The organism is Streptomyces sp. NPDC058674 (genome assembly GCF_042716505.1).
Classification (GTDB): domain Bacteria; phylum Actinomycetota; class Actinomycetes; order Streptomycetales; family Streptomycetaceae; genus Streptomyces.
In genome coordinates, this window is record NZ_JBHXSC010000043.1 from 23540 (window position 1) to 46349 (window position 22810).

Annotated in this window: 23 protein-coding genes; 10 read left to right on the top strand and 13 right to left on the bottom strand. The window is 72.0% G+C overall.

The annotated features are described in order from the left end of the window. Window positions 1–95: 95 nt before the first annotated feature. The 4 genes from ACFWU6_RS21775 to argS all read right to left on the bottom strand — a co-directional run bounded on the left by ACFWU6_RS21775 (window position 96) and on the right by argS (window position 3549). Window positions 96–893 (bottom strand): VOC family protein, encoded by a 798-nt coding sequence (locus tag ACFWU6_RS21775; protein WP_383982578.1) that lies wholly within the window; start codon window positions 891–893, stop codon window positions 96–98. 120 nt (window positions 894–1013) lie between these two features. Next, a complete protein-coding gene (locus ACFWU6_RS21780) occupies window positions 1014–1304 on the bottom strand; it encodes a hypothetical protein (protein WP_383982529.1) in 291 nt (96 codons plus the stop codon). Then, entirely contained in the window at window positions 1301–1648 is a 348-nt protein-coding gene (locus ACFWU6_RS21785; RefSeq protein ID WP_383803495.1) for a DUF6247 family protein, read from the bottom strand. Before ACFWU6_RS21785 ends, ACFWU6_RS21780 begins: the two co-directional genes overlap by 4 nt. A 122-nt stretch (window positions 1649–1770) precedes the next feature. Next, window positions 1771–3549, bottom strand: coding sequence for an arginine--tRNA ligase (gene argS, locus ACFWU6_RS21790; RefSeq protein ID WP_383803493.1), 1779 nt, complete (start codon window positions 3547–3549; stop codon window positions 1771–1773). A 133-nt stretch (window positions 3550–3682) separates the two neighbouring features. Here argS and lysS point away from each other — a divergent pair, with 133 nt between their 5' ends. Further along, window positions 3683–5446, top strand: coding sequence for a lysine--tRNA ligase (lysS, locus tag ACFWU6_RS21795; protein ID WP_383803491.1), 1764 nt, complete (start codon window positions 3683–3685; stop codon window positions 5444–5446). Window positions 5447–5528: 82 nt separating this feature from the next. Here lysS and ACFWU6_RS21800 read toward each other — a convergent pair whose 3' ends face one another. From ACFWU6_RS21800 to ACFWU6_RS21810, 3 genes are all read right to left on the bottom strand, one after another. Next, window positions 5529–6995, bottom strand: coding sequence for a DUF2637 domain-containing protein (locus ACFWU6_RS21800; protein WP_383982532.1), 1467 nt, complete (start codon window positions 6993–6995; stop codon window positions 5529–5531). 179 nt (window positions 6996–7174) lie between these two features. Continuing rightward, entirely contained in the window at window positions 7175–8041 is an 867-nt protein-coding gene (locus ACFWU6_RS21805) for a DUF3558 domain-containing protein (protein ID WP_383803487.1), read from the bottom strand. Window positions 8042–8155: 114 nt separating this feature from the next. Further along, on the bottom strand, window positions 8156–9016 hold the full coding sequence (locus ACFWU6_RS21810; protein ID WP_383982535.1) for a DUF3558 domain-containing protein: 861 nt from the start codon (window positions 9014–9016) through the stop codon (window positions 8156–8158). 190 nt (window positions 9017–9206) lie between these two features. Between ACFWU6_RS21810 and ACFWU6_RS21815 the strand changes: the two genes are divergently transcribed. Next, complete coding sequence (locus ACFWU6_RS21815) at window positions 9207–10400, top strand: RtcB family protein (protein ID WP_383982538.1); 1194 nt, start codon at window positions 9207–9209, stop codon at window positions 10398–10400. Between the two features lie 78 nt (window positions 10401–10478). Here the strand turns inward: ACFWU6_RS21815 and ACFWU6_RS21820 are convergent, their stop codons facing one another. Both ACFWU6_RS21820 and ACFWU6_RS21825 read right to left on the bottom strand, forming a co-directional pair. Beyond that, the gene (locus ACFWU6_RS21820; RefSeq protein WP_383982541.1) at window positions 10479–11243 is read right to left on the bottom strand and encodes an SDR family NAD(P)-dependent oxidoreductase; all 765 of its coding nucleotides are present in this window, start codon (window positions 11241–11243) and stop codon (window positions 10479–10481) included. Window positions 11244–11296: 53 nt separating this feature from the next. Beyond that, the gene (locus ACFWU6_RS21825) at window positions 11297–11632 is read right to left on the bottom strand and encodes a YnfA family protein (RefSeq protein ID WP_383982544.1); all 336 of its coding nucleotides are present in this window, start codon (window positions 11630–11632) and stop codon (window positions 11297–11299) included. A 125-nt stretch (window positions 11633–11757) separates the two neighbouring features. On the opposite strand from ACFWU6_RS21825, the gene ACFWU6_RS21830 reads away from it, so the two are divergent. Then, complete coding sequence (locus tag ACFWU6_RS21830; protein WP_383803479.1) at window positions 11758–12312, top strand: hypothetical protein; 555 nt, start codon at window positions 11758–11760, stop codon at window positions 12310–12312. Here ACFWU6_RS21830 and ACFWU6_RS21835 read toward each other — a convergent pair. After that, complete coding sequence (locus ACFWU6_RS21835; protein ID WP_383982546.1) at window positions 12300–13058, bottom strand: Mut7-C RNAse domain-containing protein; 759 nt, start codon at window positions 13056–13058, stop codon at window positions 12300–12302. The genes ACFWU6_RS21830 and ACFWU6_RS21835 overlap by 13 nt on opposite strands. Before the next feature lie 165 nt (window positions 13059–13223). Next, a complete protein-coding gene (locus ACFWU6_RS21840) occupies window positions 13224–13895 on the bottom strand; it encodes a DUF4097 family beta strand repeat-containing protein (protein WP_383803476.1) in 672 nt (223 codons plus the stop codon). 240 nt (window positions 13896–14135) lie between these two features. Here ACFWU6_RS21840 and ACFWU6_RS21845 point away from each other — a divergent pair, with 240 nt between their 5' ends. Beyond that, window positions 14136–14870 (top strand): helix-turn-helix domain-containing protein, encoded by a 735-nt coding sequence (locus ACFWU6_RS21845; RefSeq protein ID WP_383803474.1) that lies wholly within the window; start codon window positions 14136–14138, stop codon window positions 14868–14870. A gap of 61 nt (window positions 14871–14931) precedes the next feature. Here the strand turns inward: ACFWU6_RS21845 and ACFWU6_RS21850 are convergent, their stop codons facing one another. Further along, the gene (locus ACFWU6_RS21850; protein WP_383982549.1) at window positions 14932–15456 is read right to left on the bottom strand and encodes a GNAT family N-acetyltransferase; all 525 of its coding nucleotides are present in this window, start codon (window positions 15454–15456) and stop codon (window positions 14932–14934) included. A gap of 53 nt (window positions 15457–15509) precedes the next feature. Beyond that, a complete protein-coding gene (locus ACFWU6_RS21855; RefSeq protein WP_030161262.1) occupies window positions 15510–15947 on the bottom strand; it encodes a hypothetical protein in 438 nt (145 codons plus the stop codon). A 301-nt stretch (window positions 15948–16248) separates the two neighbouring features. Between ACFWU6_RS21855 and hemL the strand changes: the two genes are divergently transcribed. From hemL to ccsB, 6 genes are all read left to right on the top strand, one after another. Beyond that, window positions 16249–17571, top strand: coding sequence for a glutamate-1-semialdehyde 2,1-aminomutase (hemL, locus tag ACFWU6_RS21860; RefSeq protein ID WP_383982551.1), 1323 nt, complete (start codon window positions 16249–16251; stop codon window positions 17569–17571). Continuing rightward, entirely contained in the window at window positions 17568–18281 is a 714-nt protein-coding gene (locus tag ACFWU6_RS21865; RefSeq protein ID WP_383982554.1) for a histidine phosphatase family protein, read from the top strand. The genes hemL and ACFWU6_RS21865 overlap by 4 nt, the downstream gene beginning before the upstream one ends. Before the next feature lie 215 nt (window positions 18282–18496). Beyond that, window positions 18497–19141, top strand: coding sequence for a TlpA family protein disulfide reductase (locus tag ACFWU6_RS21870; protein ID WP_383803466.1), 645 nt, complete (start codon window positions 18497–18499; stop codon window positions 19139–19141). 7 nt (window positions 19142–19148) lie between these two features. Then, window positions 19149–19931 (top strand): cytochrome c biogenesis CcdA family protein, encoded by a 783-nt coding sequence (locus ACFWU6_RS21875; RefSeq protein WP_383803464.1) that lies wholly within the window; start codon window positions 19149–19151, stop codon window positions 19929–19931. Window positions 19932–19942: 11 nt separating this feature from the next. Next, window positions 19943–21655 (top strand): cytochrome c biogenesis protein ResB, encoded by a 1713-nt coding sequence (locus ACFWU6_RS21880; protein WP_383982557.1) that lies wholly within the window; start codon window positions 19943–19945, stop codon window positions 21653–21655. Continuing rightward, window positions 21652–22737: a c-type cytochrome biogenesis protein CcsB gene (gene ccsB / locus ACFWU6_RS21885; protein WP_383803460.1), complete on the top strand. Its 1086-nt coding sequence runs from the start codon at window positions 21652–21654 to the stop codon at window positions 22735–22737. The genes ACFWU6_RS21880 and ccsB overlap by 4 nt, the downstream gene beginning before the upstream one ends. Window positions 22738–22810 lie beyond the last annotated feature (73 nt).

Consider the following 22810-nt stretch of genomic DNA (forward strand, 5'->3'; position numbering starts at 1 on the left):
TTCCTGCCCAGCTTCACGCTGGGCCAGGCGGACCCCTTCGGCTTGCTGCCGGGGAGGAGGCGCACAGGGGGAACACTCCCTGTGCGCCGGTCACATCAGGTGGTCGGCTCCGGCACGGTCGCCGCGATCACGGCGAAGGGCGCGCCCTGCGGGTCGGCCAGGACGGCCATGCGGCCGGCCACCATGTCGAAGGCGGGGGCCAGGACGTCGGCGCCGGCCCGCGTGGCCGCGGCCTGGATCTCGTCGACGTCGTCGGCGTGGAAGTACGGCAGCCAGTTCGGCGGGGTGCCCGGGGGGAGGTTGCCCAGGTCCATCATCCCGGCCACCGCGCGGTCGCCGACCTTGAACTCGGTGTACCCCTCGGTGCCCGGCATGACGGACGCCGCCGTGGTGACCGGCAGCACGGCGGTGTAGAACGCGGCGGCGGCGGGGATGTCGCCGGTGCTCAGCTCGCTCCAGATCAGGGCGCCGTGCTCGTTGACGATGCCCGCGCCGTCGAAGGTGCCGGGCTGCCACAGGCCGAAGACGGCTCCGGTCGGGTCGGCGACGACGGCCATCCGGCCCAGGTCCATGACGTCCATCGGGCCCATCAGGACCGTGCCGTGGGCGTCGGAGACGGACTTGAGGGCGGGGTCGATGCCGTCGGTGGACAGGTACGTGGTCCACACGGCCGGCGGCATCGGGTCGGGGACGCTGCCGTCCGGGTTCATGGCCTTCATGATCCCGGCGACGGGCTTGCCCTTGAGGGTGCAGACCGCGTACCCGCCCTGCTCGGCGGGGCCGATCTCGCCCTGCCAGCCGAAGAGGTCACCGTAGAAGTCGATGGCCGCCCGCTGGTCGGGGACCGTCAGGTCGATCCAGCACGGGGTGCCGGGCTTGTAGGGGCCGTTCATGTCGGGCACGGATGCCTCCGGGGAGACGCTGGGGAAGGACGGGCCGTCCCCTACCCGGCCCGTACGGCCCCAACCGGACCGTACGGGTGAACGAGTGCAGCGCCGGCCCCCCGCCCGTTCCTACTGCCAGAAGATCTCCTCGACCACGATCTGCGGCTCGGCCACCCGGGGGAGGAACGTGAAACGGATCCAGCCGCGGAAGCCGTCGAAGTACGCGATGTGAGGGCCCCGGGGGACGGTGGACCGCGCGGGTTCCACATTCTCCGCGCGGTACGGGGTGTGCGACGTGCGCAGCTCGAAGAGGACTTCCCACAGCGCCTCGCGAGCAGCTTCGGGCAGGCCGAGCCGGTATTTCTCGGCGTCCTGGGTACAGTCCACGGCCCACGGCGGCCCGGTGAACTCTTCGCTCACTCGCCGGGCTCCCGCTTGCGCAGCTCGTGGCGGATGCGGGAGGCCTCGTCGAGGAGTTTGCGGGCCGCTTCGATGTCGTCGGCTTCGGCCGCCCGCTTTTCGAGATCGCTGACGTGGCGGTCCAGCTCGGGGTCGCGCGCAAGGGCGTACTCGCCCCACCAGCGAGCCATGAACGCGGGCACCGGCGCGATGTCGTAGGCGTCGGCGATCTGCCGCCGCCAGGTGTCGTCGAAGTCGGGCAGCAGATCCGGGGTGTGGGCGGCTATGGCAGCGCGCAACGCCTTCGGCGTGTACTCCGGCATCGGCGGTACGGACCCGCCGGGCTCAGGTGTCGCGGTCGTCATTTCCGGTTCCTCCTCGGATCGGACACGTCCACCCTAGCCGTCGGGGTCCGGCCACGGCCGGGGAACGCGATGGCCCCCGGGGCGGATGCGCCGGGGGCCATCGGGTGGAACAGGCGAGGAGGTCAGAGCTTCTCGGGGGTGCGGATGCCGAGGAGGGACATGCCCTTGGAGAGCGTCCGGGCCGTCAGGTCGCACAGGAACAGCCGGTTCTCGCCGACCACGAGCTCCGGCTCGGGCTTGATGACCGGGCACTCGGTGTAGAAGGTCGTGAACAGCGAGGACAGCTGGTAGAGGTACGCGGCCACCTTGTGCGGGGCGTACTCCGCGGCGGCCTCCTCGATCAGCTCGCCGAAGTGGTCCAGGTGCAGGCCCAGCGCACGCTCGGCCGGAGCCAGCTCCAGCTCCGGGTGGGCGGCCGGGGAGCGGTCGCCGGCCTTGCGCAGGATGGACCTGATCCGGGCGTACGCGTACTGGAGGTAGACGGAGGTGTCACCGGTCAGCGACACCATCTGGTCCAGGTCGAACTTGTAGTCGCGCGCGGCGGAGGTGGAGAGGTCCGCGTACTTCACCGCGCCGATGCCGACCTGGAGACCGTTCTCGACGATCTCCTCCTCGGTCAGCAGCCCGCGGTCCTGGTCCTTCTCCCGGACGACCGCGGTCGCCCGCTCGACGGCCTCGTCGAGGAGGTCCACCAGCCGCACCGTCTCGCCCTCGCGGGTCTTGAACGGCTTGCCGTCCTTGCCGAGCACGGTGCCGAAGGCCAGCTGGACGGCCTTGACCCCGTCGTTCAGCCAGCCCGCCCGGCGCGCGGTCTCGAAGACCATCTTGAAGTGGAGCGACTGCCGCGCGTCCACGACGTAGATGAGGGTCGAGGCGTGCAGCCCGCCGACGCGGTCGCGGATCGCCGAGAGGTCGGTGGCGGCGTAGCCGAAGCCGCCGTCCGACTTCTGCACGATCAGCGGGGTCGGGTTGCCGTCCGGGCCCTTGACGTCCTCGAAGAACACGCACAGCGCGCCGTTGGAGCGGACGGCGACGCCCGACTCCTCCAGCAGCTTGCAGGTCTCGACCAGCATGTCGTTGTAGCCGGACTCGCCGACCACGTCGGGGTCCTTGATGTCCATGTCCAGCTTGTCGAAGACGGAGTAGAAGTAGATCTTCGACTCGTCCACGAACCGCTGCCACAGGGCCAGGGTCTCCGGCTCGCCCGCCTGGAGGTCGACGACCCGCGCCCGCGCCCGCGTCTTGAACTCCTCGTCGGAGTCGAAGAGCGCCCGCGAGGCCTTGTAGAGGCGGTTCAGGTTCGACATGGCCTCCTCGCCGGAGACCTCCGCGCCGCCCTCGGCCTTGTGGTCCAGCTCGTGCGGGTGCTCGATCAGGTACTGGATGAGCATGCCGAACTGGGTGCCCCAGTCGCCGATGTGGTGGCGGCGGACCACCTTCTCGCCCGTGAACTCCAGGATCTCCACCATCGCCGCGCCGATCACGGCGGAGCGGAGGTGGCCGACGTGCATCTCCTTGGCCACGTTCGGCTGCGCGTAGTCGATCACCGTGGTGCCCGGCTTCGCCGCGAGCGGGACGCCGAGGCGGTCGTCGCCGGCACGCGCGGCGAGGGTCTCGGTGATCGCCCGGTCGGTGATGGTGATGTTGAGGAAGCCGGGCCCGGAGACCTCGATCTCCCGGATCAGGTCACCGGTGGGAATCGCCTCGACCACGGTCGTCGCCAGCTCGCGCGGGTTGGCCTTGGCCTTCTTCGCGAGTGCCAGGATGCCGTTGGCCTGGAAGTCGGCCCGGTCGCTTCGTCGCAGCAGCGGGTCGGCGGCACCGGCCTCCGGCAGCGCGGAGGCGAGGGCGTCCGCGACGCGCTGGTTGACGGAAGAAGCGAGGGAAGGGACCGAGGCCATGAGCTGCCGTTCCTGTGAGGTTGTGCCGGTGGGTGCACTTGGGTGTTCCGGCAAGGGCCGAGTATCCCACGTGGGGCCCCTTCGTTTCTCGGGAGAAAAAGCAACCCCGGAGTGACCCGCTCCGTCTGGGAGAATGGCTGAAGCCAGCATTCGAGCAGAAGGACGTGTCGTGGCTCAGAGCAGCACCGAGACCGACTGGGTCTCCCGTTTCGCGGACGAGGTCATCGCCGAGGCGGAGCGCCGAGCACCCGGCAAACCGGTCGTCGTCGCGTCCGGAATCTCGCCCTCCGGTCCGATCCACCTGGGCAACCTCCGCGAGGTCATGACCCCGCACCTGGTCGCGGACGAGATCCGCCGCCGGGGCATCGAGGTCAGGCACCTGATCTCCTGGGACGACTACGACCGCTACCGCAAGGTGCCGGCCGGCGTCCCGGGCGTCGACGAGTCGTGGGCCCAGTACATCGGCCGCCCGCTGACCTCCGTCCCCGCCCCGGCCGGTTCCCCGTACGCCAGCTGGGCCGAGCACTTCAAGGCCGCCCTGATCGACGCCCTGGACGAGCTGGGCGTCGCGTACGACCCGATCAGCCAGACCGAGCAGTACACCTCCGGCGTGTACCGCGAGCAGGTGCTGCACGCCATGAAGCACCGCGGCGACATCGACGCGGTCCTCGACCAGTACCGCACCAAGCAGAAGCCGGGCGGCAGGAAGCCGCAGCAGAAGCAGGCCGACGAGGCCGAGCTGGAGGCCGCGGAGGGCTCCGGCGCGGCCGCCGAGGACGACGGCAGCACCGGCGAGGGCGGGTACTTCCCGTACAAGCCGTACTGCGCCGAGTGCGGCAAGGACTTCACCAAGGTCACCTCGTACGACGACGAGACGACCGAGATGACGTACGTCTGCACCGAGGACCAGTTCACCGAGACGGTCAAGCTCAGCGAGTTCGACCGCGGCAAGCTCGTCTGGAAGGTCGACTGGCCGATGCGCTGGGCGTACGAGGGCGTGGTCTTCGAGCCCTCCGGCGTCGACCACTCCTCGCCCGGCTCGTCCTTCCAGGTCGGCGGCCAGATCGTGCACATCTTCGGCGGCGAGCAGCCGATCGGACCGATGTACGCGTTCGTCGGCATCAGCGGCATGGCGAAGATGTCCTCCAGCAAGGGCGGGGTGCCCACCCCCTCCGACGCGCTGAAGATCATGGAGCCGCAGCTGCTGCGCTGGCTGTACGCCCGCCGCCGCCCGAACCAGTCCTTCAAGATCGCCTTCGACCAGGAGATCCAGCGGCTCTACGACGAGTGGGACAAGCTGGAGGCCAAGGTCGCCGACGGCTCCGTCCTGCCCGCCGACGCCGCGGCGCACACCCGCGCCGTGCGCACCGCCGCCGCCGAGCTGCCGCGCACCCCGCGTCCGCTGCCGTACCGGACGCTCGCGTCCGTCGCCGACATCACGGCCGGGCACGACGAGCAGACCCTGCGCATCCTCACGGACCTGGACCCCTCGCAGCCGCTGGCCTCGCTCGACGAGGTACGGCCGCGTCTGGACCGCGCCGAGAACTGGATCACCACCCAGGTCCCGGCCGACCAGCGCACCCTGGTCCGCGAGGAGCCCGACACCGAGCTGCTGGCGTCCCTGGACGACGAGGGCCGCGAGTCCCTGCGGCTGCTCCTGGAGGGCCTGGACTCCCACTGGTCGCTCGACGGGCTCACCACCCTCGTCTACGGCGTGCCGAAGGTCATGGCCGGGCTGGAGCCCGACGCCAAGCCGACCCCGGAGCTGAAGGTCGCGCAGCGGACGTTCTTCGCCCTGCTGTACCGGCTGCTCGTGACCCGGGAGACCGGACCGCGACTGCCCACGCTGCTGCTCGCCGTGGGCGCCGACCGGGTGCGCAAGCTGCTCGCCGCCTGAGGCCGCGGACGGTACGCGCAAGGGCCCGCACCCCTCGGGGTGCGGGCCCTCGCGCATGTCCGTACCGGGACCGGCCGGCCGCTCACGCGGGCTCGGCCTCCCTGTCCTTGTGGTGCTGCTGCCTGAACGCCGGGACCATCCGGCGCAGCAGCGAAACGCTGCGCGGGTGGGTCACGCCGAAGCGGTCCGAGAGGTGTATGTCGAGCACCTCGGCCGACGGGTAGGTCTGCGTCTCCTGGACCAGCGCGCAGAACGCCTTGTACGCCGCCTCGGCGAACTCGGCCTCGTCGGGGGTCTCGGGGCCCTCGGGGTCCTCGTCCCGGCGGGGGCCGGGAAGCGGGAGGTCCGGCCGGGGGCCCTGGGGCAGGGACTCCTGCGGCGCCTCGGGGCCCGCCGGGGGCATCACCGGGATCGGCTCCAACCCCTCGACGTACTGGGGGTTGTAGCCGCCCTCGTACGCCGCCTGCGGGGCCAGCGGCGCCGCGAACCACGCGCTGTTGTGGGCCGCCGGCATGGCCGTCGGATCCACCGCGAAGGGCGGCGCGGCGTGGGCGGCGGCGGGTCCGGGCACCGCCGGCCCGCCGGGCGCGGGGGAGGCCGCCGGCTCCGGGTCCCGCTGCCGGTCGTGCGCCTGCGGGCGGCCCTGCTCCGGGCCGTGGTGCGGGGCCTGCTGCTCCTGGGCCGGGTGCTCTCGGGCCTGCTGCTCCTGGGTCCGGTGCTGCTGCTGCCGGGCCTCGGCCGGCTCCTGCGCCGCGGGCTGCTGCGCCGCCGATTCCAGCGCGGGAGCCTCCGGCACCGGCGCCGCGGCGGAGGCGGTCACCACCGCCGAAGCCGACTGCGCCACCGGGGGCAGCAGGGCCGGCTCGATGCCCGCCGCCGCCAGGCCCTCCGGGGCCGTGTGCGCCAGCGGCACGCCGATCCGGGCCAGTCGCAGCGGCATCAGCGCCGCCACCGGAGCCTTGCGCCGCCAGGACCGCCCGTACCGCGCCTGCAGCCGGGCCTGGTAGATCAGCCGGTCCTGCTCCATGCCGACCGCCTGCTCGTAGGAGCGCAGCTCCCACAGCTTCATCCGGCGCCACAGCTTGAAGGTGGGTATCGGCGAGAGCAGCCACCGCGTGATGCGCACCCCCTCCATGTGCCGGTCCGCGGTGATGTCCGCGATCCGGCCCACCGCGTGGCGGGCCGCCTCCACCGTCACCACGAACAGGATCGGGATCACCGCGTGCATGCCGACACCGAGCGGATCGGGCCACGACGCCGCTCCGTTGAAGGCGATCGTCGCCACCGTCAGCAGCCACGCCGTCTGGCGCAGCAGGGGGAAGGGGATGCGGAGCCACGTCAGCAGCAGGTCCAGCGCCAGCAGCACGCAGATGCCGGCGTCGATGCCGATCGGGAACACCAGCGAGAAGCTGCCGAAGCCCTTCTGCAGGGCCAGCGTGCGCACCGCGGCGTACGAGCCGGCGAACCCGATCCCCGCGATGACCACCGCTCCGGCGACCACGACGCCGATGAGTATCCGGTGCGTACGAGTCAGCTCCATCGCGGCCACCCGCGATCCCCTCCCCTTGGTCGAGCACTTACCGGGCCTTTACCGAGCCGCGGCAGGCACAGCGTACGGGTGACCGGATGTCAGCGCTCCGGTAGGCCCCGCTACGACGGCGGCCTCCGCCGCCGGGGCTGCCGCGGAGGCGGCCGCTCCTGCCGGGACCGCTCCTCCTGGGGCCGTTCCTACTGGGACTGGCCGGACTGCGGGTCCGAGCCCTGGCCCGAGCCCTGGCCCGCGGGCTGGGCCGAAGGCTGGCCCGCCTGCTGCTGGCCGGACTGCTGGCCGCCCTGTTGCGGCTGGCCCGACTGCTGCTCAGGGGCCTTCTGCTGGTTGGCCGCGTCCACCGAGGACACCGACTCCTTGGCCGCCGCGATGGCGTCCTGGAGCAGCTTCGCCTGGTCCGGAGCGCCCGCACCCTCGTACGCGGCGCCGTTGTAGTCGAGCGTGACCACCACGTTCTGGTGGCGCGCCACGATGGTGGTGTTGAAGAAGTCCACGTCCTTCTTCGACGTGTACACCACGGACGTGCCCTGGTCGCCGATCCCGCCCGCCGGCTCCGTCTTCACGTTCTGCGCGCCCTCGGCGGCCTTCGCGGTCTCGACCTGCTTGTTGTACTGGTCCTCCGCGCGCTTGTTGGCCGGGCCGAGCGAGGCGTGCGAGTCGTAGCGGAAGAAGGAGATCGAGAGCCAGCGGTACTGCGAGCCCTTCAGGCCGTCCTCGTCCAGACCGTTCCAGGAGCAGCTGGCACGGGTGGACAGGTCGTTCGACTTGGTCGCCGTACCGTTCTTGTCCTTCGCCTCCGGCACCAGCGTGCCGATCGTCGAGCCCTGGACCGCCTTGCACGGGTCCGGGAGCGCGGCGAAGGCGGCCTTCTCCAGGGTGGGCGAGGACGTGGCGTTCGGCTTGGCGGACGCGGAGGAGCCGGACTTCTTGTCGCCGCCCGAGCCCGAGGCCTTGCCCGAATCGGACGAGCAGCCCGCGACGGTGAGGATCACCGGGACGGCTGCGCAGGCGAGAACGCGGGTGAGGCGCGAGGCTGATCGGTGCATGTTTCCTTCAGTACGTTGATCGGACTTCTTCGGACGCGTGACCCGGGCAACGGTAGCCCGCCCCGGCGCCCGGCTGCTGTGCGCGCCGTCACGCCCCGCCGTCGCGCGCCCCTCTCACTCGTTGAACCGATCGACCAGATCCTGCGCCAACTGCCGTGCCCTGTCCTGGGTTTCGGTGCTCGGCGGGACCACGCCGGGCAGCGACGGCTGCACGCTGTACTCCACGGTGACGAGGACATTCGAGGTGCGGAACACAATCCGGACCGTGCGCGTCTGCGCCGCCGTGGCCCCCGCGGGGCTCAGCTTGTCGTCGAGGAAGGCCTCGTTCCCGAGCCCCGCCAGCACGCGCGACCCGAGCTCGACGGCACTGGGGCTGGGGCTGGGCGTGGGCGGGGCGGGAGCCGTGGCGCCGGGAGCCGGGGCGGAGGGCGACGCGGGCGGGGGCGCCGCCTGCGTCGGCGTGGTCGCGGCCGGGACGCCCGTGCCCGAAGGGGTGGGGATCGGCCCGGGGAAGGGCAGGTGCGCGTCGGTGAGCCGAGCGACGAACACCTGGCGCGCCTTGTCGTCGTCGCTGGCGGCACCGCGGTCGTACGAGACCACGCGCTCGAAGCCGACCGACAGCAGTCGGGTCTCCTCCGCGCTCTGGGCCGTCCAGCGGCAGCCGACGTGCCGGTCACCGTCGTACGAGGCGTCCGCGGTCCCGGCGTACAGCGGGCCGCGCTGCTCGGGCGGCAGGTTCTCGGCGGCCGGGAGCATGCCCTTGAGGCGCTTGCCGTCGACGGCCTTGCAGGGCGCGGGCAGGCTGCGGTACTTCCCGGGCTGTGCGGGTGCGGCGGCCTTGCCGCCGGCCTTGTTGTCGGTCGCGGCCCCGGTCTGGCCGCCGCTCGTGCACCCCGTGAGGCCGGCCAGGCCGGCCGCGAGTGCGGTCAGCATCGCGATGCCCGGCAGGAATTCCCGTACCGCCTTGCGCTGCACGTCCCATGACTCCCTTCGACCGGCGGTCCTCGACGGTCAGGAAAATACGTTGCCGCGCCGTGGACGCGGGTGGACACAATGTCTACCGCACACGCTGGTGCCGGCGCCGGTCCCGTGTCGTATGTGGGCCCAAGAGCGAGGCTTTTTGCGTATTTCGACTTTTCTGTGTTTTTCGGGGGATTGAGACCTTATGTCGTATGTAGAGGTGCCCGGAGCGAAGGTTCCGATCCGGATGTGGACCGACCCGGCGTCGGTCGAGGACAGCGCGATGCAGCAGCTCCGCAACGTCGCCACCCTCCCATGGATCAAGGGCCTGGCCGTGATGCCGGACGTCCACTACGGCAAGGGCGCGACGGTCGGCTCGGTCATCGCGATGAAGGACGCGGTGTGCCCGGCGGCGGTGGGAGTGGACATCGGCTGCGGCATGTCGGCGGTGAGGACGTCCCTGACGGCGAACGACCTGCCCGGGGACCTGTCGGGACTCCGCTCGAAGATCGAGCGGGCGATCCCGGTGGGGGCCGGGATGCACCGCGAGGCGGTGGACCCGGGGCGGCTGTACGGCTTCGGGGACAACGGCTTCGGGGACCTGTGGGAGCGGTTCGACCACATCGCGGACGCGGTGAAGTACCGGCGGGACCGGGCGATGCGGCAGATGGGCAGCCTCGGGCAGGGCAACCACTTCTGTGAGGTGTGTGTGGACACCTCCGGTTCGGTGTGGCTCATGCTGCACTCGGGGTCGCGGAACATCGGCAACGAACTGGCGGACTTCCACATCAACGTGGCCCGCGGGCTCTCCCACAACCAGGGACTCGTCGACCGGGACCTCGCGGTCTTCCTCGCGGCCACCCCGGAGATGGAGGCCTACCGCAACGACCTCTTCTGGGCGCAGGAGTACGCGAAGTTCAACCGGGCCGTGATGATGAGCCTCTTCAAGGAGGTCTTCCGCAAGGAGTTCCGGAAGGCGAAGGTCTCCTTCGAGCGCGAGATCAGCTGCCACCACAACTACGTGTCGGAGGAGCGCTACGACGGCATGGACCTGCTGGTCACCCGCAAGGGCGCGATCCGCGCCGGCAGTGGCGACTACGGGATCATCCCGGGCTCGATGGGCACGGGCTCGTACATCGTGAAGGGCCTCGGCAACGAGAAGTCCTTCAACTCGGCGTCGCACGGCGCGGGCCGGAAGATGAGCCGGACCGCGGCGAAGAAGCGGTTCTCGGCGCGGGACCTGGCGGAGCAGACCAAGGGCGTCGAATGCCGCAAGGACTCGGGCGTCGTGGACGAGATCCCGGGCGCGTACAAGTCGATCGAGCAGGTCATCGACCAGCAGACCGACCTGGTGCAGGTCGTGGCCAAGCTGAAGCAGGTCATCTGCATCAAGGGCTGAGGCGGTCGCCGTGCAGGACGGCAGGAGGGCCCGGACCGTGGCGCGCGGCGGTCCGGGCCCTCCCGTCGTCCTGTACGGCTACAGGTCGCGGTGGACCTTGGTGTTGGAGGCCTGGGCGCGGGGGCGGACCACCAGGAGGTCGATGTTGACGTGGCTGGGGCGGGTCACCGCCCAGGTGATGGTGTCGGCCACGTCGTCGGCGGACAGCGGCTGGGCCACGCCCGCGTAGACCTTCTCGGCCTTCTCGGTGTCGCCGCGGAACCGGGTGGTGGCGAACTCCTCGGTCTTGACCATGCCGGGGGCGATCTCGATGACGCGTACGGGCTGCCCGACGATCTCCAGGCGGAGGGTCTCGGCGAGGACGCGGGCGCCGTTCTTGGCGGCGACGTAGCCGGCGCCGCCCTCGTACGTGGAGTGGCCGGCGGTGGAGGAGAGCACGACGACCGTGCCGTCGCCGGAGGCGGTGAGGGCGGGGAGCAGGGCCTGGGTGACGTGGAGGGTGCCGATGACGTTGACCTCGTACATCGTGCGCCAGTCGGCCGGGTCGCCGGTGGCGACGGGCTCGGCTCCGAGGGCGCCGCCGGCGTTGTTGACCAGGACGTCGCAGCGGTCGAGGGCGGCGGCGAGGGCGTCGACGGCGGAGCGGTCGGTGACGTCGAGGGCGTGCGCGGAGGCGGAGTGCCCGGCGGCGGTGATCTCGGCGGCGAGGGCCTCGATGCGGTCCTTGCGGCGGGCGGTCAGGACGACGTGGTAGCCGGCGGCGGCGAGCTGCCGGGCGGTGGCCGCGCCGATGCCGCTGCTCGCGCCGGTGACTACGGCGGTTCGGGTGGCGGCCGTGCTCATGGCGGGCTCCTGGGTCGTTCGTACGGGCGAATATCCGCCAGCATAGGCGCGGCTCAGCGGCCGCGCGGGGCGTACATGATCAGGGCCATGCCGGCGAGGCAGACGAGTGCTCCGGCGATGTCCCAGCGGTCGGGGCGGTAGCCGTCGGCGACCGCGCCCCAGACGAGGGACCCGGCGACGAAGACCCCGCCGTAGGCGGCGAGGACGCGGGCGAAGTCGCCTTCCGGCTGGAGCGTGGCGACGAAGCCGTAGAGGCCGAGGGCGACGACTCCGGCTCCGATCCAGGCCCAGCCCCTGTGCGCCCGCACGCCCTGCCAGACGAGCCAGGCGCCGCCGATCTCCAGGAGGGCGGCCAGGGCGAAGAGGGCGGCGGAGCGGGCGATCGACATGGCTCAAAGGTAGGGGGCGGGGTCGGAGGGCGGGATCGGAGGGCGACGGGGCAGATGGGGGGCGGCGCGCCCTCGTTCGTGTGATGGTCCGACCGGCGGGGCGGGGGACTGGCTAGCGTCCGCGCGTGGAGGTGGTGGCGGTGCGCCGTGGTGCCGTACGGAGTGTGGTGGTGGCCGGGTTGCTGGTGCTCGGCGCGGGTGTGCCGGCGGGAGCCCGTGCGTGGGCGGGGCCGGAGGCCGACGTGGCGTACCACGGGCGGGTCGCGCTGAGGCATGTGCAGGGGGGCGGTCAAGGTCAAGGACAAGGACAAGGACAGGGGCAGGGGCAGGGGCAGGGCGAGGGCCGGCTGAGGATCTGGCTGGTCCCGGAGAACGACGGTCCGGCGGCGTTGCCGAACGCGACGCTGCGGGTGCGGTTGTCGGTGGACCTCGCGGACCGGCAGCAGCTGGCCGGGGGATGTGCGCGGGCCGGGCTGCGCGAGGTGGTGTGCGAGACGGGTCCGCTGCCGCTGCACGGGCGGGGCCGGCACATCGCGCTGGAGCTCGGGCTGCGGGAGCGGGCGGCGGAGGTGGTGGTGCGGGTCGACACGTGGTGGAACGGCGGGGCGACGGACCGGAACCTGGCGAACAACGAGCACGTGGTGCTGGCACTGGACACGGGGGACAGCTACGCGTTCTGAGGTCGGGATGCCGGGCCGGGATACGTGCCGAATTCGGCGACCGCTTCGTCGACGATGTTCTCCAGGCGGGCGTGGTGGGCGCCGCGCCAGTAGACGCGCTCGCAGTCGGCGCACTGGGCGAAGACGTCGTAGGAGCGCTGCGTGCCGTCCTCGATGCGGTTGCCGACGCTGTCCTTGTCGGCATCGCGGAGCGGGCCGTTGCAGGCGGTGCAGCGGGTCCAGGGGGCGAGCGGGGGTGCGAAGCGGCCGAGGACGTCGCGCAGTTGCTCGTCGGGGTTGTCGCTGTACACGTAGGCGCCGGCGAAGAGTTCGCGGCGGCGCAGCAGTCCGCGGTCGCGGGAGAGCAGGACGCGCCGTTCGGCGGCGGAGCGGGTGGCGAGGGCCGGGTCGCCGATGTCCTCGTTCTCGTAGGCGGCGTCCACGCCGAGCAGGCGCAGGCGGCGGGCCAGGGTGCCGAGGTGGACGTCGAGGAGGAAGCGCAGGGGGGCGCCGGGGACCTGCTGGGGGCGGTCGACGGCGAGCACCTCGACGCACTGGCCGTCCTGGGGCACGTAGGAGACGGGCACCTCGTGTCCGTCGACGAGGAGGCGGCCCACCTCGGTGAGCGGGACGCCGGCCGATTCGACGACGTGGCCGAGGCTGGAGGCGCCGTCGGTGGCGGTCGGTACGCGATCGGCGCGCCGGCTGGGCGGGGCGAAGAGGCGCAGCGCGGGGGCGAGGGTGAGCTGAATGCCGGGTCCGTTCACCTGGTCAGCATGCCATCGGGGAGGGGGTGGCCGCGGCCGAATTACGGGTCGGCGGTGGTCCCGCCGCAGGTCGTGCGCGGGCGTCGGTCTCCCCGAGCCGGTCCCGGCCACCGGCCCGGCCGGCCCGGCCGAACCGCCGGGCCGGTGGGGGATGCGGTGATCCGCTCACAGGCTGCGGGCGGTGATGTCGCCGTAGGCGGTGGTCGCGTGGATGGTCAGGGCGGCGGCGGAGCCGTCGGTGTTCCCCAGCGCGTTGTGGATGCGGCCGTGGCCGGTGCCGGCGTCCAGGGAGGCGGAGACTCCGCGGGCGGCGCCGACCGCGATGTCACCGGCCTCGGTGCGCAGCGTGACCGTGCCGTGGGTGGCCTCGGTGATCCGGATGTCGCCCTTCGCGGTGCTGATGCGGGCGGCGCCGCCCAGGCGGCCGACCGTGATGTCGCCGTCGAGGAGGGTGAGGCTGGCGCCCGCGGTCTCGTCGAGCTTGACCGAGCCCTGCGCGCCCTCGAAGGCGACCTCACCCAGCCGTCCGACGCCCCGCAGCTCGGCGGCGGCCGCCTTCGCCTCGACGTGGGAGCCGGCGGGCAGCTGGACGGTGACCTCGACGGAACCGCTTGCGCCGAGGAGCTGGTTCCCGGCCGCGGGAGCCGTGATCCGCAGGACTCCCTCGACGCAGGCGACCTCGGTCTGCTCGGCCGCCTTCACGTCGCGGCCCGTGGAGGCGTTCGCGGGGAGGACCTCGACCGTGGTGTCGGCGCGGTCGGCGGCGAGGAACCGGATGCGGCCGGCCGGGATGTCGAGGACGACGGAGACCGGGGCGGGGGTGACGAACTTCTGCATGGTGCTCTCCTTCTGCTCCAGCGGTGCGCGGTTGTCCGCCCGCTGTTTCCGATAAGGGAAAGCTACGTTGCCTTTACCGATACGGCAACGTCGTCGTTGCATCGGAATTGTATTAATGCAGTTCAGAGGCAATAAAACGTTGCAATGACTCAGGATTCAATGCAACGGACTGTCGGTCTTCGTTGCAATGAATCACGAGTGAACGCTATGCTGGTGCCACCGACCACGAAGGAGGCCGCAATGCCGGGAGGCAGGCTCACCCAGCAGGAACGCCAGCAGATCGCGCTCGGGCTGGGGGACGGCCTCGCCTACGCGGAGATCGCCAGGCGTCTCGACCGTCCGACCTCGACGATCACGCGCGAGGTGATGCGCAACGGCGGACCCGCCGCCTACCGCGCCGATCTCGCCCACCGCGCCACCGAACGCCGCGCCCACCGGCGCAGGCAGGCCGCACCCCGGGACCCGAAGGCGCTCCCGCAGGCCGGCGGGCGCGACACCGAGGCCGTGCGCGCCTATGAGGAGGTCTTCGCCACCGTCTTCATGCAGTCGGGGCTGCCCGCGATGACGGCCCGGGTCCTGGCCGGCCTCTACACCACCGATGTGGGCAGCCTCACCGCCTCCGAGCTCGCCGAGCGCCTGCAGGTCAGCCCGGCGTCCGTCTCCAAAGCGGTCGCGTTCCTCGAAAGCCAGGGCCTGATCCGCCGGGAGCGCGACGAGCGCCGCCGCGAGCGCTACATCGTCGACGACGACGTCCTCTACCAGTCGACGATGGCCGGCGCCCGCGCCACCGCCCACCTCGGTGAGATCGCGCGGCAGGGCGTCGGCGTCCTCGGCCCCGGCACCCCGGCCGCGGCCCGCCTGGAGAACATCGCCCGCTTCGTCGACTTCGTCTCGGAGAGCATCGCCCGCGCCGCGGACCAGGCCCGGGCCATCCTCCACACGAAGTCCGAAGCGGCGCAGGACGGCACCGCCTGAGCCGCGTCCGGGCCGCGGCCGGGCCCCCGCGGGCGGGCCCCCCGCCCGCGGCCGGCCCCGGTCACCGCAGCCGGTGGCACCAGTCGCTGCTGGGGTGGGGGACACCCGGCGGGTACTCGAAGTCGACGTCGCCGAGGTGGGTGAAGCCGGCGCGGCGGCAGACCGCGTTGGACGCCGGGTGGTCCGTGCCGGGGAAGGCGTGGACGGTATCGCGGGTGCCGTGGGCGCGGGCGTAGGCCAGCAGTTCCGTCAGGGCGGCCACCGCCAGCCCCCGCCCCTGGTACTCCGGCAGCACGCCCCAGCCGGCCTCGTACACCGGCTCGCCCCGCCACTCCCGCTCCCAGAAGCCGACCGAGCCGATGCCCTCTCCGGTGTCCGCGAGGCCCACCCGGAACATCCGTCCGGCGGCTGGCTCCCGGGCACTCAGCGCCTCGTACCGGCGCTGCCGGGCGACGAGCTTGTCCTCGCTCTCCGGCCCGCCGAGGAACCGCGTCATTTCGGCCGAATTCTTGCGCTCCAGCAGCCAGAAATCCGCCGCGGACCACGCGGTCAGCCGGACCCGGGGCGTGTCCTGTGCAGGTGTCATCCCGTGAGGCTACGGCCGCCCGCGCGCCGGCCGGAGGGGGCGGTGCCAGGAGATCAGGGCCAGACCAGGCAGTACGGCTGGTGGCCGGCCTCGTGGAGGCGGTGCGAGAAGTCCTGCCACTCGTGGAGCAGCTGGTAGACGTTGAACGCGTCGCGGGGGCCGCCGCGGTCCGGGACCGTGGACCAGATGAAGGCGGCCGCGCCCACCGACTCCTCACCGATGCCGCGCAGCGGGTCGACCACCGTCATCGGCAGCTTGACCACCGCGTAGTCGGGGTGGAGGACGACCAGCTCCAGCGGGGGCACCTTGTGCAGGGGTATGCCCTCGATGCCGGTCAGGACCATCGCCGCCACCGTCTCCGGCTTGATCTTCGTGAAGAGGCCGCCCATGCCGAGCTCGTCGCCGCCGAGCTCCTCGGGCCGCATCGTGACCGGCACGCGGGCGGCGGTCGCGCCGTCCGGGGCGCCGAAGTACTTGTACGTCACTCCCATGCCGCGCCCCCTGGGGAGGTCGTCCGGGGCTCCGGCGGGATCGGGGACCGCGTCGGCGGCCTCCGTGGAGCGGCGTCGGTGCTTGCCCCGGCGGCGCTCGCGGGCCTCGCGGGCGCGCTGCGGGTCCAGGCCGTCCGTGCCCTCGCCCGGTCCACCACCGCGTTGCATATGTCCACCCGACTGGTATTGCCTGCCCCGGCCCCGCGGCCCCCGCCACGCAGCCTGATCATCATGGCAGTGACCTCCCCCGCGGCGGCGTGGTGAAACGCCCGTCCGCAAGTCCGTCGCGGCCTCTGAGACCATGGCTGGTGTGAGCTACCCGTACCCGTATGAAGCCCCAGTTTCGCAGACGCTCTTCGAGCGTGCGTCCCTCGTGACCCCCGGCGGCGTGAACTCTCCGGTCCGCGCCTTCCGTGCCGTGGGCGGTACGCCCCGGTTCATGGTGTCCGGTACCGGTCCCTACCTGACCGATGCCGACGGGCGTGAGTACGTCGACCTGGTCTGCTCGTGGGGACCGATGATTCTCGGCCACTCCCACCCCGAGGTGATCGAGGCCGTCCACGCCGCCGTCGCCCGCGGCACGTCCTTCGGCACGCCGGGCGAGGGCGAGGTCGCGCTCGGCGAGGAGATCGTCGCGCGCATCGCGCCCGTCGAGCAGGTGCGCCTGGTGTCCTCCGGCACGGAGGCGACCATGTCGGCGATCCGGCTGGCCCGCGGCTTCACCGGCCGCGCCAAGATCGTCAAGTTCGCCGGCTGCTACCACGGCCACGTGGACGCGCTGCTGGCCGCCGCCGGTTCCGGCCTCGCGACCTTCGCGCTGCCGGACACCCCCGGGGTGACCGGTGCGCAGGCGGCCGACACGATCGTCCTCCCCTACAACGACCTGGAAGCGGTGCGGGCGGCCTTCGCCGCGCACCCCGGTGAGATCGCCTGCGTGATCACCGAGGCCGCGCCCGGCAACATGGGCGTCGTGACCCCCGCCGAGGGCTTCAACCAGGGGCTCGCCGACCTGTGCCGCGCCAACGGCGCCCTGTACGTCTCCGACGAGGTGATGACGGGCTTCCGCACCTCCCGCGCCGGGTGGTACGGCGTGGACGGGGTCCGGCCGGACCTGATGACCTTCGGCAAGGTCATGGGCGGCGGCTTCCCGGCCGCGGCCTTCGGCGGCCGGGCCGACGTGATGGGCCACCTCGCGCCCGCCGGCCCCGTCTACCAGGCCGGCACGCTCTCCGGCAACCCGATCGCGACCGCCGCCGGTCTCGCGCAGCTGCGGCTGCTCGACGACGCCGCGTACGCCAAGGTCGACGCCGTGTCACGGGAGATCCAGGGCCTGGTCTCGGCCGCGCTCGCCAAGGAGGGCGTGGCGCACCGGGTGCAGACCGCGTCCAACATGTTCTCCGTCTTCTTCACCGAGGACCGGGTCAGGAACTACGACGACGCGAAGAAGCAGGAGTCCTTCCGCTTCAACGGCTTCTTCCACTCGATGCTGGCGCAGGGCGTCTACCTGCCGCCGTCGGCCTTCGAGTCCTGGTTCGTTTCCACCGCCCACGACGAGCAGGCGGTCGAGCGGATCGCGGCCGCACTGCCGACCGCCGCCCGCGCCGCCGCGGAGGCCACCGCATGAGCGCCACGACGAACAGCGGCAGCGGCACGGCGGGCGTCCCCGACCTGACGGTCGTGCACCTGGTGCGCCACGGCGAGGTGCACAACCCGGACGGGGTCCTGTACGGGCGCCGGGAGGGCTACCACCTGTCCGAGCTGGGCCGGCAGATGGCCGACCGGGTCGCCGAGCACCTCAAGGGCCGGGACGTCACGCACGTGGTGGCGTCCCCGCTGGAGCGGGCGCAGGAGACGGCGGAGCCGATCGCCAAGAGCCACGGGCTGGACCTGGCCACGGACGCGCGGCTGGTGGAGGCGGGCAACGTCTTCGAGGGCAAGACCTTCGGGGTCGGCGACGGCGCGCTGCGCAGGCCCGGCAACTGGAAGCACCTGACGAACCCGTTCAAGCCCTCCTGGGGCGAGCCGTACGTCGAGCAGGTGGTCCGGATGATGAGCGCGCTGGAGGCGGCGCGCGACGCGGCCCGCGGGCACGAGGCGGTGGCGGTCAGCCACCAGCTGCCGATCTGGATCGTGCGGAGCTTCGCCGAGAAGCGCCGTCTGTGGCACGACCCGCGGCGCCGCCAGTGCACGCTCGCGTCACTGACGTCCTTCACGTACCAGGGCGACACGCTGGTGTCGGTGGGCTACAGCGAGCCCGCGCGGGACCTGGTCCCGGCGCACCTGCTGGCCGGGGCCAAGCCGGTCAAGGGCACGTCGAAGGCCTTCGGCGCCTGACCGCCGCGCGGTCCGGTGGTCGACGTTCCGTCATGGCGTCAGTCGAGGGGGAGTGCTCGGACTCGGACCCGGCGCCGCCACCGGCCCGCAGCCGAACCGGCCGCCCCGGCCCGGCCGGCGCCTGGGACGCCTACCCGGGCGCCGCCTGACCGGGCCGGCGGCGCCCCCGCGGGGGGCGGGGTAGATCGACATATCGCTCATGCGAAACTTTTCACATGAGCCTTGTCCGCGCACGTGCCCGTCGACGCAGCCGCCGCCCGGCCGGCGGCCGCGCCCTCCTGCTGACCGCGGCGACCGCCGCGGGCGTCATGGTCCTGGCGTCCTGCACCTCGTCGGACGGCGGCGCCAAGTCCACCGGCAACTCCGGCGGGAACTACGTCACCGGCCCGAGCGGCATCTCCACCGTCGCCCGGGGCGAGCGCGACGAGGCCCCCAGGCTCGACGGCGGGACCGTCGACGGGCAGAGCCTCGACACCACCACCCTCAAGGGCAGGGTCGTCGTCCTCAACGTCTGGGGCTCCTGGTGCCCGCCGTGCCGCGGCGAGGCCCAGTACTTCGCGAAGGTGTCGAAGGAGTACGCCGACACCGGCGCGGACGTCTCCTTCGTCGGAATCAACACCCGCGACAACAGCAAGCAGAACGCCACATCCTTCGAAGAGACCTACGGGATCACCTACCCGAGCCTCTTCGACCCCGACGGCAAGCTGATGCTCCGCTTCCCCAAGGGCACGCTCAACCCGCAGGCCATCCCCTCCACGATCGTCCTCGACAAGGAGGGGAAGATCGCCGCCCGCGCCCTCGTCGCGATCAACGCCGAACAGCTGCGCTCCATGATCGACCCGCTCGTCGCGGAGAAGTGACCCCGTGGTGACCGGTGTCTTTGACGTCCTCCTCGCCGCCGAGCCGACGGGCGTGAACACCACCGTCCTGAGCGGCGCGCTGCTGCTGGCGCTGCCCATCTCCGTCCTGGCCGGGCTCGTCTCCTTCTTCTCGCCCTGCGTGCTCCCGCTGGTCCCCGGCTACCTCTCCTACGTGACCGGCGTCAGCGGCGCCGACCTCGCCGAGGTCCGGCGCGGGCGGATGCTGGCGGGGGCGAGCCTGTTCATCGCGGGCTTCACGGCCGTCTTCGTCTCCACGGGCGCGCTGTTCGGCTACTTCGGCGCCACCCTCCAGGACAACAAGGCGCTCATCTCCCGGGTCCTGGGGGCCCTGGTCATCCTCCTGGGGCTCTTCTTCATGGGGGCGATTCCCGGCCTGACGATGCGGGAGTTCCGCTTCCACAGGAAGCCGACGGCGGGCCTGCTCGGCGCCCCCCTGCTCGGCGTGCTCTTCGGCGTCGGCTGGACCCCCTGCATCGGCCCGACCCTGGCGGCCGTCACCACGCTCTCCATGAACGAGGCGAGCGCCGGACGGGGCGCGCTGCTGACCGTCGCCTACTGTCTGGGCCTGGGCCTGCCCTTCATCCTCGCCGCGATCGCCTTCCGCAAGGCCCTCGGTACGTTCGGCTGGGTGAAGAAGCACTATGCATGGGTGATGCGGATCGGCGGCGGCATGCTCATCCTGACCGGCCTGCTGCTCGTCACAGGAACGTGGGACAGCATCGTCAGCGACATGCAGGGCTGGACCCAAGGCTTCACGGTGGGGATCTGAGGACGTAACGCATGAGTACGACAGACAAGGCGTCCACCGGGGCGCCGCAGCAATCCGAGGACTCCGCCGAGCCCGCGCTCGGCGCGGCCGGGGCCCAGCTGTCCACCGCCCCGCTGGAGGACAGCCCCACCGGGCCGGCCGCCGGCCTCGGCGTGATCGGCTGGGCCCGCTGGTTCTGGCGCCAGCTGACCTCCATGCGGGTGGCGCTGATCCTGCTCTTCCTGCTGTCGCTCGGCGCCATCCCCGGCTCCCTCATCCCGCAGACCGACGTCGACGCGATGAAGGTCGAGCAGTGGAAACGGGCCCACGACTTCTGGGTGCCGGCCGCCGAGAAGCTCCAGCTCTTCGACGTGTACACGTCGTTCTGGTTCTCCGCGATCTACATCCTGCTGTTCGTGTCGCTGATCGGCTGCATCCTGCCCCGCACCTGGCAGTTCGTCGGCCAGCTGCGCGGCCGCCCCCCGGGCGCCCCCAAGCGGCTCGACCGGCTCCCCGCGCACACCACCTGGCGCACGGAGACGCCCGCGGAGCAGGTGCTCGCGCACGCCGGGAGCCTGCTGGGCCGGCGCCGCTTCCGCACCCGCTCCGGCACGGACCACGTCGCCGCGGAGAAGGGCTACCTCCGCGAGGCGGGCAACCTGGTCTTCCACATGGCGCTGATCGTCATGCTGGTGGCGTTCGCCTGGGGCAAGCTCTACAAGTCCGAGGGCGGCAAGCTCGTCCTGCGCGGCAGCGGCTTCTCGAACACGCTCACCCAGTACGACGACTTCAAGTCCGGCAGCCTGTTCACCCCCGACGAGCTCCCGCCCTTCAGCTTCACGCTGGACAGGTTCGACGCCACGTACGAGGAGACCGGCCCGCAGAAGGGCACCCCGCGCGACTTCAAGGCGTACGTCACCCTCAGCAGGGGCGCCCACGGGGCGCCGGAGAAGACCGAGATCGAGGTCAACAAGCCCCTCGAAGTGGACGGCTCCAAGGTCTACCTGCTCGGCCACGGCTACGCGCCCGTGATCTCCGTGACCGACCCGGCCGGCAAGGTGGTCTTCCGCGACGCCGTGCCGATGCTGCCCCAGGACGCGAACCTCACCTCGGCCGGCGCCGTCAAGGTCACCGACGGCTACCGGAACCAGAAGGGCGAGAGGGAGCAGCTCGGCTTCTCCGCGCAGTTCGTCCCGACCTTCGCGGGCAAGGGCCAGGGCACGATGCTCTCGCAGTTCCCCGCCGCGAACTTCCCCGTCCTGGCCCTCAACGCCTTCCACGGCAGCCTCGGTGTGGACTCGGGCCTGCCGCAGAACGTGTACCAGCTGGACACCCGCAAGATGCAGCAGTTCAAGAAGGAGAACGGCGACCCGTTCGCCCAGATGCTGCTGCCCAAGGAGACGATGACCCTGCCGGGCGGCGCGGGTACCGTCACCTTCGAGGGCGTCGAGCGCTGGGCCACCTTCTCGGTCACCCAGCAGCCCGGCAGCGGGCTCGCCCTGGCGGGCGCGGTCGCGGCCATCGGAGGCCTGGCCGGTTCGCTGTTCATCCAGCGCCGCCGGATCTGGGTGCGCGCGGTGGCCGGCCCGGACGGCGTGACCGTCGTCGAGATGGCGGGCCTCGGCCGCAGCGAGTCCGCCAGGCTCCCGCAGGAGCTGGCGGAGCTGGCCGCCGTACTGCACGAGCGGGCGCCCTCGGCGCCCCACCCCGTCGAAGCAGAAGAAGCAGAAGGAGAGCGCGGATGACGCTGCTCGCAGCCGCGGCCAACGAGAGTCTGGCCGAGATCAGCAACAAGCTGGTCTACGCGTCGATGGCGGTCTACACCCTCGCCTTCTTCGCGCACATCACCGAGTGGGTGTTCGGCAGCCGCAGCAAGGTGGGCCGTACGGCCGCCGCGCTGACCGGATCACCGGCGGCCGCGGCCGCGGCCCCGGCCGTCCGGGTGCGGGGCAAGGGGGGCACCGCCGTCCTGGACGCGCCGAAGGTCGTCACCCGCTCCGCCGCGGGCACGCGTGACGTCCCCGACGGCCCCGGCGCGGCCGGCGGCACCGAGAAGGGCGACCTGTACGGGCGGATCGCGGTCTCGCTCACCGTGCTCGCCTTCCTCATCGAGGCGGCGGGCGTGGTCGCCCGCGCGCTGTCGGTGCAGCGGGCCCCCTGGGGCAACATGTACGAGTTCTCGATCACCTTCTCCACGGTGGCCGTCGGCGCGTACCTCGCCCTGCTGGCCCTGAAGAAGAACGTCCGCTGGCTCGGCCTGATCCTGGTCACGACCGTGCTGCTGGACCTCGGCATCGCGGTGACCTGGCTCTACACCGACAGCGACCAGCTGGTCCCGGCGCTGCACTCGTACTGGCTGTGGATCCACGTCTCCACCGCGATCTTCTGCGGCGCGGTCTTCTACCTCGGCGCGGCCGGCGCCGTCCTCTACCTCTTCCGCGACTCCTACGAGGCCAAGCTGGCCGGCGGCGGGAAGCCCGGGAAGTTCGCCTCGTCCGTGATGGAGCGGCTGCCCTCGGCGGGCTCGCTCGACAAGTTCTCCTACCGGATCAACGCGGCCGTCTTCCCGCTGTGGACCTTCACGATCATCGCCGGCGCGATCTGGGCCGGCGACGCCTGGGGCCGCTACTGGGGCTGGGACCCCAAGGAGGTCTGGTCCTTCGTGACGTGGGTGGCCTACGCCTGCTACCTGCACGCCCGCGCCACCGCCGGCTGGAAGGGCCGCAAGGCCGCGTACCTCGCGCTCTTCGCCTTCGCCTGCTGGATCTGGAACTACTACGGCGTGAACATCCTGCTCAGCGGCAAGCACTCGTACGCGGGCGTCTGACCCCGGGGACGCCGGTGCCCCGCCTCCCCGGAGGCGGGGCACCGGCGTCTTCGCGTACGGGTGGGGAATCCAC

Coding starts and splice junctions, on each gene's coding strand:
- ACFWU6_RS21775 (WP_383982578.1), bottom strand. CDS start 893: ATGAACGGCCCCTACAAGCCCGGCACCCCGTGCTGGATCGACCTGACG.
- ACFWU6_RS21785 (WP_383803495.1), bottom strand. CDS start 1,648: ATGACGACCGCGACACCTGAGCCCGGCGGGTCCGTACCGCCGATGCCG.
- argS (WP_383803493.1), bottom strand. CDS start 3,549: ATGGCCTCGGTCCCTTCCCTCGCTTCTTCCGTCAACCAGCGCGTCGCG.
- lysS (WP_383803491.1), top strand. CDS start 3,683: ATGGCTGAAGCCAGCATTCGAGCAGAAGGACGTGTCGTGGCTCAGAGC.
- ACFWU6_RS21805 (WP_383803487.1), bottom strand. CDS start 8,041: ATGCACCGATCAGCCTCGCGCCTCACCCGCGTTCTCGCCTGCGCAGCC.
- ACFWU6_RS21815 (WP_383982538.1), top strand. CDS start 9,207: ATGTCGTATGTAGAGGTGCCCGGAGCGAAGGTTCCGATCCGGATGTGG.
- ACFWU6_RS21820 (WP_383982541.1), bottom strand. CDS start 11,243: ATGAGCACGGCCGCCACCCGAACCGCCGTAGTCACCGGCGCGAGCAGC.
- ACFWU6_RS21825 (WP_383982544.1), bottom strand. CDS start 11,632: ATGTCGATCGCCCGCTCCGCCGCCCTCTTCGCCCTGGCCGCCCTCCTG.
- ACFWU6_RS21840 (WP_383803476.1), bottom strand. CDS start 13,895: ATGCAGAAGTTCGTCACCCCCGCCCCGGTCTCCGTCGTCCTCGACATC.
- ACFWU6_RS21845 (WP_383803474.1), top strand. CDS start 14,136: ATGCCGGGAGGCAGGCTCACCCAGCAGGAACGCCAGCAGATCGCGCTC.
- ACFWU6_RS21850 (WP_383982549.1), bottom strand. CDS start 15,456: ATGACACCTGCACAGGACACGCCCCGGGTCCGGCTGACCGCGTGGTCC.
- ACFWU6_RS21855 (WP_030161262.1), bottom strand. CDS start 15,947: ATGGGAGTGACGTACAAGTACTTCGGCGCCCCGGACGGCGCGACCGCC.
- hemL (WP_383982551.1), top strand. CDS start 16,249: ATGGCTGGTGTGAGCTACCCGTACCCGTATGAAGCCCCAGTTTCGCAG.
- ACFWU6_RS21865 (WP_383982554.1), top strand. CDS start 17,568: ATGAGCGCCACGACGAACAGCGGCAGCGGCACGGCGGGCGTCCCCGAC.
- ACFWU6_RS21870 (WP_383803466.1), top strand. CDS start 18,497: ATGAGCCTTGTCCGCGCACGTGCCCGTCGACGCAGCCGCCGCCCGGCC.
- ACFWU6_RS21880 (WP_383982557.1), top strand. CDS start 19,943: ATGAGTACGACAGACAAGGCGTCCACCGGGGCGCCGCAGCAATCCGAG.
- ccsB (WP_383803460.1), top strand. CDS start 21,652: ATGACGCTGCTCGCAGCCGCGGCCAACGAGAGTCTGGCCGAGATCAGC.